General features: G+C 68.1%; 13 protein-coding genes. 7 read left to right on the top strand and 6 right to left on the bottom strand.

The window, feature by feature from the left end; all coding sequences use genetic code 11:
• Positions 1–139 precede the first annotated feature (139 nt).
• From UAJ10_RS27905 to UAJ10_RS27875, 7 genes are read left to right on the top strand one after another with little or no spacing between them, the layout of a single operon-like run.
• Positions 140–1,084, top strand: a complete 945-nt coding sequence (locus tag UAJ10_RS27905; RefSeq protein ID WP_322918645.1) for a radical SAM/SPASM domain-containing protein — start codon at positions 140–142, stop codon at positions 1,082–1,084.
• Positions 1,085–1,086: 2 nt separating this feature from the next.
• Complete coding sequence (locus tag UAJ10_RS27900) at positions 1,087–2,910, top strand: fatty acyl-AMP ligase (protein ID WP_322918644.1); 1,824 nt, start codon at positions 1,087–1,089, stop codon at positions 2,908–2,910.
• Positions 2,903–4,111: a cytochrome P450 gene (locus UAJ10_RS27895; RefSeq protein WP_322918643.1), complete on the top strand. Its 1,209-nt coding sequence runs from the start codon at positions 2,903–2,905 to the stop codon at positions 4,109–4,111. The genes UAJ10_RS27900 and UAJ10_RS27895 overlap by 8 nt, the downstream gene beginning before the upstream one ends.
• Before the next feature lie 40 nt (positions 4,112–4,151).
• On the top strand, positions 4,152–4,400 hold the full coding sequence (locus UAJ10_RS27890; RefSeq protein ID WP_322918642.1) for an acyl carrier protein: 249 nt from the start codon (positions 4,152–4,154) through the stop codon (positions 4,398–4,400).
• Entirely contained in the window at positions 4,397–6,163 is a 1,767-nt protein-coding gene (locus UAJ10_RS27885; RefSeq protein ID WP_322918641.1) for a TylF/MycF/NovP-related O-methyltransferase, read from the top strand. Before UAJ10_RS27890 ends, UAJ10_RS27885 begins: the two co-directional genes overlap by 4 nt.
• A 22-nt stretch (positions 6,164–6,185) precedes the next feature.
• Positions 6,186–7,634 (top strand): CmcI family methyltransferase, encoded by a 1,449-nt coding sequence (locus UAJ10_RS27880; RefSeq protein ID WP_322918640.1) that lies wholly within the window; start codon positions 6,186–6,188, stop codon positions 7,632–7,634.
• Complete coding sequence (locus tag UAJ10_RS27875) at positions 7,631–8,728, top strand: hypothetical protein (RefSeq protein ID WP_322918639.1); 1,098 nt, start codon at positions 7,631–7,633, stop codon at positions 8,726–8,728. The genes UAJ10_RS27880 and UAJ10_RS27875 overlap by 4 nt, the downstream gene beginning before the upstream one ends.
• A 52-nt stretch (positions 8,729–8,780) precedes the next feature.
• On the opposite strand, the gene UAJ10_RS27870 is transcribed toward UAJ10_RS27875, so the two are convergent.
• The 6 genes from UAJ10_RS27870 to UAJ10_RS27845 form a co-directional block, all read right to left on the bottom strand.
• A complete protein-coding gene (locus tag UAJ10_RS27870) occupies positions 8,781–9,641 on the bottom strand; it encodes a CPBP family intramembrane glutamic endopeptidase (protein WP_322918638.1) in 861 nt (286 codons plus the stop codon).
• Positions 9,642–9,680: 39 nt separating this feature from the next.
• Positions 9,681–12,257, bottom strand: a complete 2,577-nt coding sequence (locus tag UAJ10_RS27865) for an excinuclease ABC subunit UvrA (RefSeq protein ID WP_322918637.1) — start codon at positions 12,255–12,257, stop codon at positions 9,681–9,683.
• A gap of 71 nt (positions 12,258–12,328) precedes the next feature.
• Positions 12,329–12,574, bottom strand: a complete 246-nt coding sequence (locus tag UAJ10_RS27860; RefSeq protein WP_322918636.1) for a DUF2783 domain-containing protein — start codon at positions 12,572–12,574, stop codon at positions 12,329–12,331.
• A complete protein-coding gene (locus UAJ10_RS27855) occupies positions 12,567–14,090 on the bottom strand; it encodes an FAD-dependent oxidoreductase (RefSeq protein WP_322918635.1) in 1,524 nt (507 codons plus the stop codon). The genes UAJ10_RS27860 and UAJ10_RS27855 overlap by 8 nt, the downstream gene beginning before the upstream one ends.
• Positions 14,091–14,144: 54 nt before the next feature.
• Positions 14,145–15,881, bottom strand: coding sequence for a ubiquinone-dependent pyruvate dehydrogenase (poxB, locus tag UAJ10_RS27850; protein WP_322918634.1), 1,737 nt, complete (start codon positions 15,879–15,881; stop codon positions 14,145–14,147).
• Positions 15,882–16,134: 253 nt separating this feature from the next.
• A complete protein-coding gene (locus UAJ10_RS27845; protein ID WP_322918633.1) occupies positions 16,135–16,767 on the bottom strand; it encodes an AraC family transcriptional regulator in 633 nt (210 codons plus the stop codon).
• Between the last annotated feature and the right edge of the window lie 6 nt (positions 16,768–16,773).

Raw genomic sequence — 16,773 nt, 5'->3', positions numbered from 1 at the left:
TACCTTTGACGTCATCCAGGCCCCTACAGTATGAGGGGTATTGCTTTTGGGGAATCTGAACAGGGTCATGGCCGCGAGGGTCGATCAAGTCAGCTTCTGAGCGCCTTAGGGGCTTCATCCGCAGCGAGTACGAGGATCCATGCCAGCCCCGACCAAGCCTCAATCGGTTTATCCGCAGTCACATCCGCTGCAACAACGGCTTAGCACCGTTCATTTCGACGTCGTGGGCGGCTGCCAATTGCGCTGCCTGGGCTGTCCCAACTCGGGGTTGGACCCACGGCCCGAATTCATTGCGCCCGACCTGTTCCGGCGCTGCCTCGCGAATATAGACGTGCGGAAGATTACCTTGCTGCGCCTCTTCAACTATGGGGAACCGCTGCTGCATCCCCAGCTCGAAGAACTTGGGCGCATTCTGCTCGACGGCCCGATCAAGATCCACTGGACGGAAATTTCCACAAACGCCCAGTGCAATGCGGAGGATAGGCTTGAGGCGCTGGTGGCGATGGGGGCGGTCAATCTGCTGACCATCAGCTGCGACGGCGATGGCACGCCGGCCCAGTATGAGGCCCTGCGGCCGCCGGCCAAATGGTCCAAGCTCATGTCCTTCCTATCCTTCGCCCGGGATTTGGCCGCCCGATACCCGACCCTTCGTTTGCAGGCGCGATGCGTCATCGACAGCCCTGAGGATCGAGTGCGCTGGCGGGAGGTGCTCAAGCCCTACGGCGTGCATCCGGAATTCCGCGGCTGGATCCAACTGCCCGACAGCTTGAGGGACCGGGCCCGGGACAAGCCCCCGATGGGCCAGGGGGGCTGCGCGATAGCGGCAGACCCGGGCAACCTTTATGTGGATCATCGCGGAAATATCGTTCCGTGTTGCTTCCACCCTGGCGCCGGTCTCCTGGGGAACCTTGGGGAAAGCCGGTACAGCGCCCTGTTCGCCGGTCCCAAGCGCGCCGACTTTCTTGAGAGCTTGGCTCTGCGCCGTGCCGAAATGCGGGTATGCAGCCGGTGCGACGTGGGCGCCGACCTGGCCCTCAGCCCCTCCACCGAAGCGGTGTCGCGATTCCAGCGGGGAGGGCAATAGCGGTGGACGCCCGCCCGGAAGCTTCTTCCCGCAACGGACATGCCAGCCTGGCCGAGGTGCTGCGTCACCACGCCGATACCGTTCCGGACAAGATCGCGTTGCGTTTCCTGGAGCGGGGCGAGGGCGAGGGGGCCTGCCTGACGTATGCGGAGCTGGACCGGCAGGTCCAGGCCCTGGCGGCCCGACTGGTGCGCAAGGGCGCCCAAGGGCAGACCGTGCTGTTGGTCTATCCCGCGGGCATTCCGTTCATCGTCGGCTTTTACGCCTGCCTTTACGCCGGCGCCATCGCCGTTCCGACGCCCTTCATCACGCCGTCCCGCTCGGCACGCCGGATCGCGGCCATCGCCACCGACGCCGGCCCCTGTCTGGTTCTGACATGCGCCGCCCTGGCCGCCGACGAGACGATCCGCAGCACCTTCCCGGCGGAGCTGTCGGGCATCCCCTGGATGGTGACCGATGGGGAAGAAAGTCCGGGTGATACGCACCCCTGGACGCCGGTGGCCGTCCAGGCCGGGGACCCGGCGTTCCTGCAATACACATCCGGTTCGACCGCCGACCCCCGGGGCGTGGTCGTGACCCATGGCAACCTGCTGGCCAATATGGAGATGATCCGCACCGCCTTCGGTCATGACGCCGATACGCGCATGGTCAGCTGGTTGCCCTTGTTCCATGACATGGGGCTGGTGGGCGGGCTGCTTCAGCCCCTGTACGTGGGTGGCCTTGCGGTGCTGATGTCGCCGCTTGATTTCATTCAACGGCCGTTGCGCTGGCTGCAGGCCATCGCCCGCCATGGCGGGACCAGCAGTGGCGGCCCCAATTTCGCCTATGCCCTATGCGCTGACCGTATCCGCCCCGACCAACTGCGCGGGTTGGATTTGCGATCCTGGCGGGTCGCCTTTTGCGGCGCTGAACCGGTGCGGGCGGATGATCTGCGCCGCTTTGCCCAGGGGGCGGCCCCCGCCGGCTTTGATCCCAAGGCGCTTTTCCCATGCTATGGGCTGGCCGAAGCGACGCTGTTCGTCTCCGGTGGACCGGCGGGAAGCGGCCTTGCCTGCGCGCATGCCCCCAACGCTTCCTCGCGGGCCGATGGAACGGCCAATGGGATGGAGCGCGTGATCTGTGGGCAGGGCGGCGACGGGCAGGTTCTGGCCATCGTCGATCCGGAGAGCCGCCACCGCGTCCCTGAAGGTCAGGTGGGCGAGGTTTGGGTGGCCGGCCCCCATGTGGGGGCGGGATACTGGCGGCAACGGGACCGGTCCCAGACGACGTTCCAGGCCCGGCTTTCCAATGATTCCGACGCCGGGCCCTTCCTGCGCACGGGGGACCTGGGACTGATGCGGGGCCGCGACCTGGTCATCGTGGGCCGCTTGAAGGAGGTGGTCATCGTCAGGGGCGCCAAGCACCATCCGGAAGATATCGAGGCTGCCGCCTGCCGCGCCCATCCGGCACTGGCCGGGACTGCCGCGGCCTTCGCCGTCGATCACGATGGGGCGGAAGGGCTGGTCGTCCTTCAGGAAGTGAAACGCGGCCATCTTGCCGATCCGGATCTGGAGCGTGCCGCCCAGGCCGTATCGGCCGCGATTTGCGAGATCTTCGGCATGCGCCCTTTGAACGTCGTGCTGGTGCGGCCCGGCGCCTTGCCCCGCACCACCAGCAACAAAATCCGTCGCGGCGCCTGTCGGGCGGCCTATCTCGCTGACGACCTGGCACCCTTCCGTCTGGACACGCCGCCGCGACCCGAGGATCCTGGGGTGGATTCCGATCAGGCCGCCGGTCCGGGGCGCATTCCCACCTCCCAGGCACGGAGGGACGGGGCCAATGGCTGATCTTGCATCCTTCAACAGCCTGGCGCCCATCCTGCGGGATGACCCCTATCCGGTCTATGCCACGCTGCGCGAGCAGGCGCCCATCTTCTGGACTGATGCGGAACAGGCCTGGGTTGTTCTGGGCCGTCGTGAAGTGTGTGAGGCTTTCGCCAATTCCAATCTTCTGACCCTCGATCTTGGGCAATACGTCGGGGACGTGTCCCGCGCCCTGGGAGACGAGCCGGTTGAGTTGCTTCGCCTCTTGGACATGGTCCTGTTCTTCCGCAACCCGCCCTCGCACGGGCCGTTGCGCTCCCTCGTCGCGCGCCTTCTGGCCTTTCGGTCCCAAGCCAGTTGCGCCGCCGCGGTGGCGGGCATCGCCGATCGCCTCATCGCCCCGCTGGCCCGGGATGGGGGCATCGACCTGATGGGCGATTACGCCGATCCGTTGCCGCCGCTTTTCATGGGGTGGCTCTTCGGCCTTGCCGACGATGAGGCGCGCTGGCTTGCCGTGACCCTGGCCGGCGTACCGGTCATCCTGAACCGGGGATGTTCAATTCGGGACTACCGGGCGGCGAATATAAGTCTTGAGAAAGCGCACGCCTTCTTGCGGGATCGCATCGCCGAGCGCCGCCGTGAACCGGCGGATGACGGCCTTTCCCTGCTGGTCGGCCTGAATGGCGACGCGGAGCGCCCCTTGGATGATGACCGGCTGGCGGCCCTGGCCAGCTTTGTGTTCATGGCCGGGTTCGAGACCACGGCGGCGCTGATCGGCAATGGGCTGTGGTTGCTTCTGAGCCATCCCGAACAGTACGACCGTGTGGCGGCCCATTCTGATCTGATCCCCGGCGCGGTGGACGAGGCGCTGCGGCTGGAACCCCCCATTCAACAGGTCCGCCGCCGGGCGAAGGGGGAGCTGATGATCGCCGATCGCACGATCAAGGCAGGCCAGCACATCATCCTGATGATCGCCGCCGCCAATCGGGACCCTGGTGTCTATCCGGATCCCGACCGGTTTCTGCCGGGTCGCGCGGGTCAGCCGGTGCTGTCCCTCGGCGGCGGTCTGCATCATTGTTTGGGGGGATGGGTGGCCCGTATGGAGGCGGCGATCGCCCTGGGCGCGGTTCTCAAGGGGCCCCGCCCCAGCGTCGGCTTGGAAAAGCCCGAGTGGCGGCCCCATCACAATCAGCGGCGCATGAGAAGCCTTCCCGTGCGGCTCTAATAACCAATCGGTTTCCAAGATCATCCTAAGGCAGGGACTTATGTTGAAGTCAGATGCGGTCAGAACGTGGATCGTCGGTTTTCTCGTCTCTCTTCTCGATGTCAATGAGGCCGAGATCAAGGGGGACACCCTCTTCCATGTCATGGGGTTGGATTCCGTTGACGCGGTCGTGATGGCGGGCGCCCTGGAAGAGCATTTCAACGTGGAGATCGAGGCCGCGCTGTTCCTGCGCAACTCCACCATCGATGGTCTGATCGCCGACTTGCAGGCCAACGGTATCGTCGAATGAGCGCCAAAAGTCCCGAACTGAGCTTGATCGTCATCAGTTACGAGATGGCGCGGGAACTGCCGCGCACGCTGTACAGCCTGTCGCCGCGCTATCAACAGGGCATCGCGGCGGCGGATTACGAGGTCATCGTCATCGACAACGGGTCCCGCCATCCGCCCAGGGTCGAGGACTTCGCCCATCTGGGCATGAACCTGCGGATCCATTCCTTTCCCAACCCCACCCCGTCACCCGTGCGGGCCATCAACCATGGCCTGACCCTGGCGGCGGCCCCCTTGGTGGGGGTCAACATCGACGGCGCCCGGATGGCCAGTCCCGGGTTGCTGGACGCCTGCCGCCGGGCCGCGCGCACCGATCCCGCCGCGGTGGTGACCACCCTGTCCTTCCAGCTGGGGCCCGGCCCCCAGTGGCTCAACATGCAGCACGGCTATGATGCCGCCTGGGAAGACCGGCTGCTGGACGGTATCGACTGGCGAAACAACGGCTATCGCCTGTTCGATATCAGCCCCTTTGTCGAGAATACCTCCCGGGGTTGGTTTGCCCCCTTGAGCGAAAGCAACCTCCTGTTCATGCGCCGCGATCTTTGGCAAGACCTCGGGGGCTATGATCCGGCCTTCGAAAGTCCCGGCGGCGGGGCCGCCAATGCCGATCTGCTGGTGCGGGCCCTGGACCATCCCGGCACCCATCAGGTGACCGTGTTGGGGGAGGGGGTGTTCCACCAAATTCATGGGGGCACCCACACCAACGCCGCCTCGTTGGACGTCTACAAGAACGCGGCCCGGGAATATTACCGCCTGCGGGGCCGGATCCGGGTGGTGGATGCGGAACGCAGTTATTTCGGACCGGTGTCGCGGGCGGCGGCCGAAACGTATCACCGCCAGATCGCGTCCAGCGGCGCCGCCCCGTCCGAAGTCGCGACGGCCGTCAGGGTCGGCCCCGACGCGGGCGAGCGCTACCTGCGTCTTTTGAAGGCGGTTTTGCTGAATGAGACCGGCCTTGAAACCGAGGTCGCCCTCGATGCGTTGCGCGGCATGAAAGAGGTGCCGGCCGCGTTCTGGACGGACACCTTGTATGACGTGCCGGGCCAGTTGGCCCTGGCGCTGGAGGAAAAACGCCGTGCCCGTGCGGTTGGTCTGGACACCATGACAGCGAAGGCCGGCCCGCCCCTGGGCTACACCATGATCGGGCGCCGGCGTTTGGACCATCTGGAATGGTGCGTGACCACCGCCTTGGGCGACGGGGTGGCGGGCGACCTCATGGAATGCGGTGTTTGGCGCGGGGGTGCCTGCCTGTTGATGAAGGCCGTCCTGGACCTGAGCGGGGGTCGGGACCGCAATGTCTGGGTCGCGGATTCATTTGTCGGCCTGCCCCCGCCCTCGCAACCGGAAGACCAGGACCTGGATCTTTCCCGTGAGCACTACCCCTCCTTGGCCGTATCCCAGCACCGGGTGGAGCGGGCGTTCGCCGATTTCGGCCTGCTGGATGCCCGCGTGCGCTTTGTTCCAGGTTTCTTCGCCGACACCCTGGCCGGTTGCGCCGTTGAACAATTGGCGGTGCTGCGCCTGGATGGCGACCTTTACAGCTCCACCCTGCAGGCCCTGGAGGCGCTCTATGATCGTGTTTCGCCCGGCGGCTTCATCATCATCGACGATTACGGCGGCTTGGGCCAATGCGCCCAGGCCGTGGACGCGTTCAGGTCGGCGCGCGGCATCACCACCCCCATCACCATGATCGACTGGACCGGCGCTTTTTGGCGTAAGTCTTGAGTTTTTGTCGGAGAAAGCGCCCGTGTTCCAATTCTGGCCCAGCGTCGTCAAACCCCTCCTTCAAGCGATGGGCGCCCGGCGCGTCATTGAAATCGGCGCGGGCGATGGCCGTAATTCCCGCCAGCTGGCCTCCTGGGCTCAGCCGGCCGGCGTGCGGCTGGAGATCATCGATCCGGAACCCGACTTCGATATGGAGCGTCTGCGGGACCGCTTCCCCGACGCCGTCCGCCTCCACCGCCGGCCCAGCCTGGAGATCATCCGGGATTTGCTGCCCGCCGACGCGGTTCTGATCGACGGCGATCACAACTGGTATACCGTCTATCATGAATTGCTGGCGATTTATGGCGACGGCGGCCCGGTGGAGGCCAGCGCGCCGGTCGCGATATGCCACGATGTGGAATGGCCTTACGGGCGGCGGGACCTTTATTACCGTCCCGACCGCATTCCCCAGGAATATCGCCAGCCGGCCCGCGTCGGGGGCGTCCTGCCGCAGGAGCGCGGGTTGTCGCCGGGGGGATATAATCCGACCTTGTGCCATGCCGAGTATGAAGGCGGTCCGCGCAACGGCGTGAAGACGGCCATCGACGATTTTCTGGCGAACCGTGGCGGGGAGTTCAGGGTCATCTGGTTGCCGATGCTTTTCGGCCTGGCGGTGATCGTGCCCCGCGCCCGCCTCGAAACATCGGAGGCGCTTGGGGCCGTGCTCGACTCCCTGGAACTCAGCCGCCCGCTGCGCAGCCTCTGCAGAATGGCGGAGTTGGAACGGGTCCGCGTCAGCCGCCCGCACCTGTCGCCCGCCGGTTCGGGACAGAGGCTGGGAACGGCGGCCCGAAGCTTCTCCAGCGCCCTGCCGGACGAGGTGCTGACCGCGTTGCTGAAGGGCAGCCTGGGGTATCGCTACAAAAGCCGGGCGATGCTCCTGAACCCGTTGGATATGGCCAATTATCTGGCGTTGATCGGACAGCTCAGGCCGGCGGCCGTGATCGAGATCGGCAGCCTGGAAGGTGGCCGGACCCTGTGGTTGGCCGACACCATGGCCGCCTTGGGCCTTGAGGTGAGGGTCATCAGCGTCGACCTCTTGCCGCGTCCCCCCAGCGGCCACCCTGGGATCGACGCCCGTGTGGGTGATGCCCGGAATCTGGCGCACGTGCTGCCGGCGGAGGACATACGAAGTCTGGGCCACCCGCTGCTGGTCATCGAGGATTCCGCCCATGACGAAGAAACCTGCACCGCCGTGCTCGATTATGTCGATCCGCTTTTGGCGGCGGGGGACTATGTGATCGTCGAGGATGGCGCGTTCCGCAGCGATGGGGACATTCAGCCGGGTTCCGGCACCTTGTCGCCGCCGTCCCGTGCGATCGATGCCTTCTTGGCCCGACGGGGCCGGGATTATGAGATCGACGAGGCGCTGTGCGACCGTTTCGGCTACAACGCCACCTTCAATATCAATGGTTGGTTGCGGCGCCGATGATCGAACAGCACAGGTCGGACCAATGGGAAATGTCGGATGCCACGCTTCGGCCCCCGGCTTTGATCGATGGGGCGCTACTTGATCAACTTCGCAAGACCCTTGTCTCCGTCACCCAGCCGTGGTGGCGGGGCGAGCGGGTCAGCGAGAACGGGTTGATTTATGGCGTCAACATCGCCGGCTCTCGGCCGCCTCTCGTATGGTGTTTCCAGGGCTACGAGGAATTCGCCGCCTTGGCCGGCGCCCTGGGGGCGGATCAACCCCTGTATGGCATGCGGTCAGGCCATCTGGTCGTGGGGACCAGTGCAGAGGCCCACATGCATATGGCGGTCGCCTACGCGGCGGAAGTCCATTCCCTGGGCCTGTCCGGCCCCCTCTTCCTGGGAGGTAATTGCCAGGGCGCCTTGCTTGCCCAAAAGATGGCCCAGATCCTGATGGTGTCCGGCAGGGCCGTTTCATTGCTGTTCGGCCTCAACCCCTTTCTGTTCACGCCTTATCCGGGACGGGCGGCCATTATCGTCGGACGGTATGATTGCACCAATCCGTTTCACCGGTTGCACGAGGCCGATGCCCTCCTGCGCGCCAACATGCCCCATTCCACGATCGACACCCTTCCATCTGAACACGGCAAATTATTCAGCGGCAAGGTCCTCGGCCTGTGGAGCGATATCCTGCGGCGACGCATGGATGAGGCGTTGGGAACGTTTCCGGGCTCTTTTCCGGACTGGTCCCTTCGGGCGGAGGTCACGGCGCCCTCTCTGATGACCGTACCCCCCGGCGGTTTGTGCGATGTGCCCATCACCTTGCGCAACACATCGGACGTCACCTGGGCACCGACCAAACAAAGCGGCCTTTCGGTTGGCAACCATTGGCGGAACGCCGACGGGGAGATCCTTCAATGGCTGGATGGCCGCCAATCTTTTGAGTGCTATCTGAGGCGAGGGGACTCCGTGGATTTGGTCCTTCTGGTTCGCGCGCCCGGCAAGGAGGGGGAATACGTGCTGGAGATCGACGTCGAACAAGCCGGGATCATGTGGTTAAGCGAAATCGGCGTTCAAACCGCTCTCTGCCGGGTCACCGTTTCCGCTGCCGCATAGTGATGGGCCTTACCGGCGCCAGCCGGCCCTGACCTCGTGTGGCGGACGACTTTCATCCCGCCGCTTGCAGCATGGGGTAGGTGAACAGGAGGAAGTGGGTGGCGTTCAGGCTCACGTGCGCCAGGATGGCCGCCGGTAACCCGCCCCGCCGGTACGCTAGGCCATAGCCGACACCGGCAATGGCGCCCAGCACCACCCAGCGCGGGCCGCCGCCCAGGTGGGCCAGCCCGAACAGGGTCGCGGCCGCCAGCAGGGCGGCCGTTTCTCCCCAGCGCCAGCGCTCCAGCAGGCGTGTCAGTCCGCCCTGGATGTAGCCGCGGAACAGCGCCTCCTCCGCCACGGTCACGAAGGCCAGGTTGTCGACCAGCCAGAGGCCGGCGCCGGCCGGGTATTTGGGCGCCCAGGCGACGGCGCCCAGCGTCAGGGCCGCCGCCAGGCAGGCGGCCGAGGCGCCGAGCCAGCCGGCCGCCGCCGCTGTCAGCGTGGCGCGCGGCGGCCGCAGGTCGCGGATCGCGGGAATCGCCAGCAGCAGCCATAGCCCCGCCAGCGGCTTGTCCAGGTTCAGGTACAGGCTGAAGGGCACCGCATCCGGCGTGATGCGCGCCGGCCCCATGACGCGCGGATTGTGGAAGCCCGGCCACAGGTGGGCGGACAAGGCGACGGCCAGCGCCAGAAACAGGCCATGCCCCAGGGACCGGACCAGGGGTGGGCGTCCCGGACCCACCGCCCACGCCGCGAGCCCCAGCAAGGCCAAGGCCCCGCCCGCCGGCCAGCCCAGCTGTCCATCCACGGTCGCCGCCGCGTAAGCCACGGCCAGGAAGCCCAGGGCCCAGAGGCGGAAACGATCCGTCCAGGCGGCGGCCGTGGCCAGCGCCAACGCGATCCAGGGCGCGATCCAGGGAAGGGTGGTCATCGGCGTCCGGTCTCGGCTGTCGGGGCGGCTAGGCCTTCCCTAACCCAGGCGCAGGAAGGGCCGCAAGTGGGGTGCTGTCCGGCTGTCGGGCGATGCCGCCACGACCGCCGGCACCCCGGCCGCCACCACACGCCCACCCTCGTCACCGGCGCCGGGGCCAACGTCGATCACCCAGTCGCTGGCCGCCGCCACACCCATGTCGTGGTCCACCACCACCACGGTGTTGCCGGCCGCGACCAGGGCATCCAGTTGGGCCACCAGCCGCTCCACATCCGTGGGGTGCAGGCCGGTGGTGGGCTCATCCAGCACGTAAAGGGCCCCGCCCCGCTGGGCCCGCTGCAGTTCCGTCGCCAGCTTGATGCGCTGCGCCTCCCCGCCGGAGAACTCGGTGGCCGGCTGCCCCAGCCGCAGATAGTCCAGCCCCACGTCACGCAGCACGGTCAGCGACCGTTGGATGGCCGGCACGTCATGAAAGAAGTCGGATGCCGCCGCCACCGTCAGGCCCAGGACGTCGGCGATGGTCTTGCCGCGATAGGTGATCTCCAGCGTCTGGGCGTTGTAGCGGGTGCCGTGGCAGACCGGGCAGGGGGCGTAGACGCTGGGCAGGAACAGCAGTTCCACCATGACGAATCCTTCGCCCTCGCAGCGGGGACAGCGCCCCTTGGCCACGTTGAAGGAGAAGCGGCCGGCGTCATAGCGCCGGCGCCTGGCTTCCGGTGTTTCCGCGAACAGCGCGCGCACATGGTCCAGCAGGCCGGTATAGGTCGCCAGGTTGGACCGGGGCGTGCGGCCGATGGGCTTCTGGTCCACCCGGATCAGGCGCTTGATGCCGCCCAGCGCATCCTTGGGGGCCCCGTCGAGGCGGCCCTCGGTCTCGGCCACCGGCTCCTGTTCCAGCATGGCCTCGGCGTCGGCTGGCGGCTCCTCCACCGCCACCGGCGCGCCCAAGGCCTTGCCCACCAGGTCGACCAGCGCCTGGCTGACCAGGCTGGATTTGCCGGAGCCGGAGATGCCGGTGACGGTGGTCATGACGCCCAGCGGGAAGGCGCAGTCCAGGTTGGTCAGGTTATTGCGGGTGACACCCATCAGGCGCAGCCAGCCCTGGTGGTCGCGCGGCGTCCGCCGCCGTACCCCCTCCGCCGCGAACAGGTGGCGGGCGGTCTGGGAGGCGGCCACGTGGCGCAACCCCTTGGGCGGCCCGCTGTACAGGATGCGCCCGCCACCCTCACCGGCGGCGGGGCCGACATCGACGATCCAGTCGGCGTGGCGCACCACGTCCAGGTCATGCTCGACCACGAACAGGGAGTTGCCCACGGCCTTCAGCCCGTCCAGCGCCCGCAGCAGCGCCTGGGTGTCGGCCGGGTGCAGGCCCGCCGACGGTTCATCCATCACATAGACCACGCCGAACAGGTTGGAGACCACCTGGGTCGCCAGGCGCAGGCGCTGCAATTCCCCCGGGGACAGGGTGGGCGTGCCGCGTTCCAGCGTCAGGTAGCCCAGGCCCAGGTCCAGCAGCACCGCCAGTCGCCGGCACAGGTCGGCGGCGATGCGGGCGATGACGAGGGCCGTTTCCGGCCGCGTCCGGCGCAATTCCGCCAGCCGCGCCGACCCATCGTCGGCATAGGCGGCGAACAGGGACGCGATGCGCTTCAGCGGCAGCTGGCCCATGGCGGCGATGTCCAGACCTTGGAAGGTCACCGACAGCGATTCCGGCCGCAGACGCTTGCCGGCGCAGGTGGGGCAGGGGCTGCTGACCATGAAGCTGGCCGCGCGCTTTTTCATCATGGCGCTGTGCGTGGTGGCGAAGCTGTGCATGACGTGGCGGCGGGCGCTGGAGAAGGTGCCCATGTAGTTGGGCGGCAGCTTGCGGCGGATGGCCTCCCGCACCTCGGCGGCGGTGAAACCGGGATAGACCGGCACTTCGGGCTGTTCCTCGGTGAACAGGATCCAGTCGCGCGTCTCGCGGGGCAGGTCGCGCCAGGGCGTGTCGACGTCGATGCCCAGGGTGATCAGGATGTCGCGCAGGTTCTGCCCGCCCCAGGCGGTGGGCCAGGCCGCCACCGCCCGTTCGCGGATGGTCAGCGACGGGTCGGGCACCATGGACGCCTCCGTCACCTCATGCACCCGGCCCAGCCCATGGCAGGTGGGGCACGCCCCCTCCGGCGTGTTGGCGGAAAAGGCCTCCGCTTCCAGCAGGGGCTGGCCCGGTGGGTAGTCCCCGGCGCGGGAGTACAGCATGCGCAAGAGGTTGGACAGGGTGGTGACGCTGCCGACGGAGGAGCGCGCGGTGGGCGACCCGCGCTGCTGCTGCAGGGCCACCGCCGGCGGCAACCCCTCGATGGTGTCCACGTCCGGCACGCTCATCTGGTGGAACAGCCGGCGGGCGTAGGGCGACACCGATTCCAGGTAACGGCGCTGCGCCTCGGCATAAAGGGTGCTGAAGGCCAGGGAGGATTTGCCGGAGCCGGAGACGCCGGTGAACACCACCAGGGCGTCGCGTGGAATGTCCACATCGACATTCTTCAGATTATGCTCCCGCGCGCCGCGCACCCGGACGAAGCCGGCCTTGGCCGTGCCCCCATCGGCGGCGTCTTCGGGATCATGAAGGTCGTGCATCCTTGCCTCCTCGCGCCGGGCATGGGCCCGGGCCAGATGCCAAGGTGCCACAGGCAATCGCCTGATGGCATTCAACCTTCGTGGGGCCAACCTTGGTCGGGCGCCGTCGTCCGGGCCCGCTCGATGGCGGCCAGCACCAAGGACACGTCGCCCACGGCGTTGGCCAGCAGCAGGACCAGGCGGGCGTTCAGGGCGGCGCTGGCCTCGAACGCCAGGCCCTCATGGGCGGCCAGCAGGGCGGCGTAGATATCGTCCCCCCGGCCTCCTAGACGGTCTTGGGCCAGGCTATCCTCGGCCAAGGGATCGATGTCAGTCATGGGTGGTTTCTCCCAGGGCGCGCCGATGGGCGCGGCGGATGGCGGCGGCGTCGGCCCCGGCGGGGAAGCGGGCGGCGACATGCTGGTCGGGGCGGATGAGATAAAGGGCGCCGGCGCCGTAGCGCTGGGCAGCCCCACCGCCGGCCGGCAGGCGCAGCAGGGGCAGGCCGGTGTCGGCCGGAACCGGGGCCGCGCCCACCGCCAGCAGGATGAACCCGCGCCCCAGATGGTCCAGCAGGAAACCGTCCTCCAGCGGCGCGTCCGGGCAGGGCGCGCCGGGGTCCAGCAGGCCTGGGGCGCCGGCCTCGGCCGGGGTTTGCAGCGACAGGCCGGTCAGGGAACAAGGCAGGGACAGGCGGCCGGAATTGACCAGGCGGCGGGCGAAGGCATGGTTCGCCGCCAGGTCCAGCACCGCCTGGCGGAACAGGCGTTCCATGGCGCTCTTGGGCGTCATGAAGGTGGTGGCGCGGGCGGAGTTCAGGATGTTCTCGTCCGCGCCGCGGCCACGCTCCTCATCGTAACTGTCCAGCAGGGTGGCCGGCGCCCCGCCCTGGACCACCAGGGCCAGCTTCCAGGCCAGGTTGTCCGCGTCCTGGATGCCGCCGTTGCCGCCCCGGGCGCCGAAGGGGGAGACGACATGGGCGCTGTCGCCGGCGAAGATCACCCGGCCGTGTTTGAAGCGCGCCAGCCGCCGGCACTGGAAGGTGTAGACGGAGGTCCAGACCAGGCGGAAGGGACGGTCACCCACCATGGCGCGGACGCGGGGGATGATGCGCTCCGGCCGCATCTCCTCCGCCGGGTCGGCGTCGGGGCCCAGTTGCAGGTCGATGCGGTAGATGTCGTCGGGCTGCTTGTGCAGCAGGGCGGACTGGCCGCCATGGAAGGGCGGTTCGAACCAGAACCAGCGCTCCGCCGGGAAGTCGGCCTTCATTTCCACATCGGCGATGAGGAAGCGTTCCTCGAAGGCCTGGCCGGCGAATTCCAGGCCCAGCAGGCGGCGAACCGGCGACCGGGCGCCGTCGCAGGCCACCAGATAGTCCGTCGTGAGGTCATGGGCACCGTCGGATGTCTCCACCCGCACGGCCACGCCCGCGTCCCCCGGCGTGACGCCCACCACCCGATGGCGCCAGCGCAGATCGATCAGGCCGGGGAAATCGGCGCAGCGCGCCACCAGCAGGCGCTCCACCTCATGCTGGGGCAGGTTGATGAAGGCCGGCATGCGGTGCCCGTCCTCGGGCAGCAGATCGAAGGCGAAGACCTGGCGGTGCCCGTGGAACAGACGCCCGACCTTCCAGGTGACGCCCCGGTCCACCATGGGCCGGGCGACGCCCAGGCGGTCGAAGATCTCCAGCGTCCGCTTGGCCCAGCAGATGGCACGGGAGCCCACGGGCAGCCGGTCATTGTCGTCCAGCACCACGGTCGCCACGCCGCGCAGCGCCAGATCGATGGCCGCCGCCAAGCCCACCGGCCCGGCGCCCACGATGGCCACCGGCGGACGCCTCTCGTTCCCATCCATTCCCCGATCCCCCCGGGCGCACTGTAGACGCCCGGAGGGAAGCGGGCAAAGGCCTTACCGCCACAGGTTGGTCTTGGCCAGGTCCACCAGCTCGTCACCCCGGCCGCTCATCACCGCCTTCAGCATGTACAGGGTGAAGCCCTTGGCCATTTCGGCGTTGATGGCCGGCGGGATGGGCAGCTCGGTGCGCGCCACCACGGCGTCCACCAGCACGGGGCCGTCGTGGGCGAAGGCCTCGCGCAGGCCGGGCTCCACCTCATAGGGCTTTTCCAGGCGGATGCCCTTGATGCCCACCGCCTCCGCCAGGGCGGCGAAGTTGGGGTTGTCCAGGCCGGTGCCGAAGGGCAGGAAGCCGGTGGACTTCTGCTCCACCTCGATGAAGCCCAGGGCGCCGTTGTTGAAGACGATGATCTTGGCCGGCAGCCCCTGTTGCTTGAAGGTCAGCAAATCGCCCATCAGCATGGTGAAGCCGCCGTCACCCGACAGGGACACCACCTGCCGGCCGGGGAAGGCCGCCTGGGCGCCCAGGGCCATGGGCATGGCGTTGGCCATGGACCCATGCCAGAGGGAACCGATCAGGCGCCGCCGGCCGTTCATGGCCAGGTAGCGCGCGGCCCACACCGTGGGCAGGCCGACGTCGAAGGTGAACACGGCGTCCTCGGCCGCCAGGTCGCTGACGGCCTTGGCCACCTGTTGCGGATGGATGACGCCATGGCCGGCGTCGGCGGTGGCCAGGGCGTCCAGGTCCGCCCGGGTGCGGCGGTAATGGCGCAACGCCTTGTCCAGGTGGGCGCTGTCCGTCCTGGGCGCCAGGCGGGGCAGCAGGGCGCGCACGGTGGCGCCGATGTCGCCCACCACGCCCAGATCCAGCGAGGCCCGGCGGCCCAGCTGGCCAGGGCGGATGTCGACCTGCGCCACCGCGACGCCCGCCCCCTTGGGATAGAACTGGCGATAGGGGAAGTCCGTGCCCAGCATCAGCAGCATGTCGGTGTCCAACATGGCGTAATAGCCGGAGGAAAAGCCGATCAGGCCGGTCATGCCCACGTCATAGGGATTGTCGTATTCCACGTGCTCCTTGCCCTTCAGGGCATGGACGATGGGGGCCTTCAGCGCTTCCGCCAGGGCCACCACGGCGTCATGGGCGCCGGCGCAGCCCGAACCGCACAGCAGGGTGACGCGGCCGCTGCGGTTCAGCAGGCCGGCCAGGGCGTCCAGCTCCGCGTCCGCCGGCACCACCAGGGGCGGCTTGGGCACCAGGCCGGCGGGCTTGGGCCGAACCTCCGTCACCGCCTCCTTCAGGGCGATGTCGCCGGGGATGACGACGACGGAAACGCCCCGCTCGCCGATGGCGGTGCGCAGCGCGATCTCCAGGCTGCGCGGCATCTGCGCCGGGTCCGACACCAGCTCGCAATAATGGCTGCATTCCCGGAACAGGTCCTGCGGATGGGTTTCCTGGAAATAGCCGGATCCGATCTCGGGCGAGGGGATGTGGGCGGCGATGGCCAGCACCGGCACGCGCGACCGGTGGCAATCGAACAGTCCGTTGATCAGGTGCAGGTTGCCCGGCCCGCAGCTGCCGGCGCAGACGGCGATGGTGCCCGTCAGGTGGGCGTCGGCGCTGGCGGCGAAGGCCGCCACCTCCTCATGCCGCACGGGGATCCAGGTGATGTCGCCCCGCCGGCGCAGGGCGTCGGTCAGGCCGTTCAGGCTGTCGCCCACGACCCCATAGATGCGTTTGACGCCGGCGGCGGCCAGCGTGGCGGCGAATTGGTCGGCAACGGTCATGGACATGGGGATCACCTCACGGGGGTTGGCGGGTGTGGGTAAAGCTGGTCCCGGAACCGGGTGTTCCCCGTCGCGCATCTGGGTCGCGCATCTGGGTCGCGCATCCGGCGCCGGGCGGAACATCACCATCCCGGTGATCTTTCGCCGATGGACGGGTGCCGGTCTTGTTGGAGGTGCCGGTGCTTTGAAGGTTAGGCCGGCAAGGGCCGGCTGTTGCCCGGAACGCCGCGACCGCCACCGTAAACCGGAACAGGCGCCGTCAATTGTCCCGGCTGTGCGGCGGCCGTCGCCAGGTGCGACGCCAGCGCAGCGGCGTTTCCCCCACGAACTGGCGGAACAGCCGGGTCAGGTGCGCCTGGTCGGCCATGCCACAGCCATAGGCGATCTCGCTCAGTGGCTGGTCGGTGGTCAGCATCAGGATCTGGGCCTGCCGTACGCGGCGCTTGACCACATAGGTGTGCGGCGTCTCGCCGACGCTGGCGCGAAAGGCCCGGGTGAAGTGGTTGGTGCTGAGGTTGGCCAGGCCGGCCAGCTGGTCCACCGGCAGGGGCCGGCCCAGGTTGGCCTGGATGTGGCCCATGACGCAGCGCAACTGCCAGGGGGCCAGGCCGCCCTTGCTGGCCCCGGTGTTGGCCGCGCCTGCCGCCGGCAACAGGATGGCCTCATCCACCGGTGCCTTTTCCGTGCCGTCTAGCAGGGCCGCCAGTTGATCCAGGCAGCCGCGCGCCCGTTCCAGGTCATGGTCCAGCGCCGCCTGCGCGGCCGTGACCAGCGTGACGATGCGGCGGTCGTCCCACGGGGCGGCATGGGACCGGGGGGCCACGGGGGATGACGCCAGCGGGGCGGTGGCGAAGGGAAGGGGCCGCGTCGGGGGCTGGAGGTGCGCTTGCATGGGACA

Source organism: Nitrospirillum guaranorum (genome assembly GCF_034653275.1).
Classification (GTDB): domain Bacteria; phylum Pseudomonadota; class Alphaproteobacteria; order Azospirillales; family Azospirillaceae; genus Nitrospirillum.
The sequence above is the reverse complement of the archived record's forward strand: the minus strand, read 5'-3'. Positions and strand labels throughout refer to the sequence as shown.

Excerpts from the sequence above, each read along its gene's own strand:
- UAJ10_RS27905 (WP_322918645.1), top strand. The coding sequence starts at position 140 with ATGCCAGCCCCGACCAAGCCTCAATCGGTTTATCCGCAGTCACATCCG.
- UAJ10_RS27895 (WP_322918643.1), top strand. The coding sequence starts at position 2,903 with ATGGCTGATCTTGCATCCTTCAACAGCCTGGCGCCCATCCTGCGGGAT.
- UAJ10_RS27890 (WP_322918642.1), top strand. The coding sequence starts at position 4,152 with ATGTTGAAGTCAGATGCGGTCAGAACGTGGATCGTCGGTTTTCTCGTC.
- UAJ10_RS27885 (WP_322918641.1), top strand. The coding sequence starts at position 4,397 with ATGAGCGCCAAAAGTCCCGAACTGAGCTTGATCGTCATCAGTTACGAG.
- UAJ10_RS27875 (WP_322918639.1), top strand. The coding sequence starts at position 7,631 with ATGATCGAACAGCACAGGTCGGACCAATGGGAAATGTCGGATGCCACG.
- UAJ10_RS27870 (WP_322918638.1), bottom strand. The coding sequence starts at position 9,641 with ATGACCACCCTTCCCTGGATCGCGCCCTGGATCGCGTTGGCGCTGGCC.
- UAJ10_RS27865 (WP_322918637.1), bottom strand. The coding sequence starts at position 12,257 with ATGCACGACCTTCATGATCCCGAAGACGCCGCCGATGGGGGCACGGCC.
- UAJ10_RS27860 (WP_322918636.1), bottom strand. The coding sequence starts at position 12,574 with ATGACTGACATCGATCCCTTGGCCGAGGATAGCCTGGCCCAAGACCGT.
- UAJ10_RS27855 (WP_322918635.1), bottom strand. The coding sequence starts at position 14,090 with ATGGATGGGAACGAGAGGCGTCCGCCGGTGGCCATCGTGGGCGCCGGG.
- poxB (WP_322918634.1), bottom strand. The coding sequence starts at position 15,881 with ATGTCCATGACCGTTGCCGACCAATTCGCCGCCACGCTGGCCGCCGCC.
- UAJ10_RS27845 (WP_322918633.1), bottom strand. The coding sequence starts at position 16,767 with ATGCAAGCGCACCTCCAGCCCCCGACGCGGCCCCTTCCCTTCGCCACC.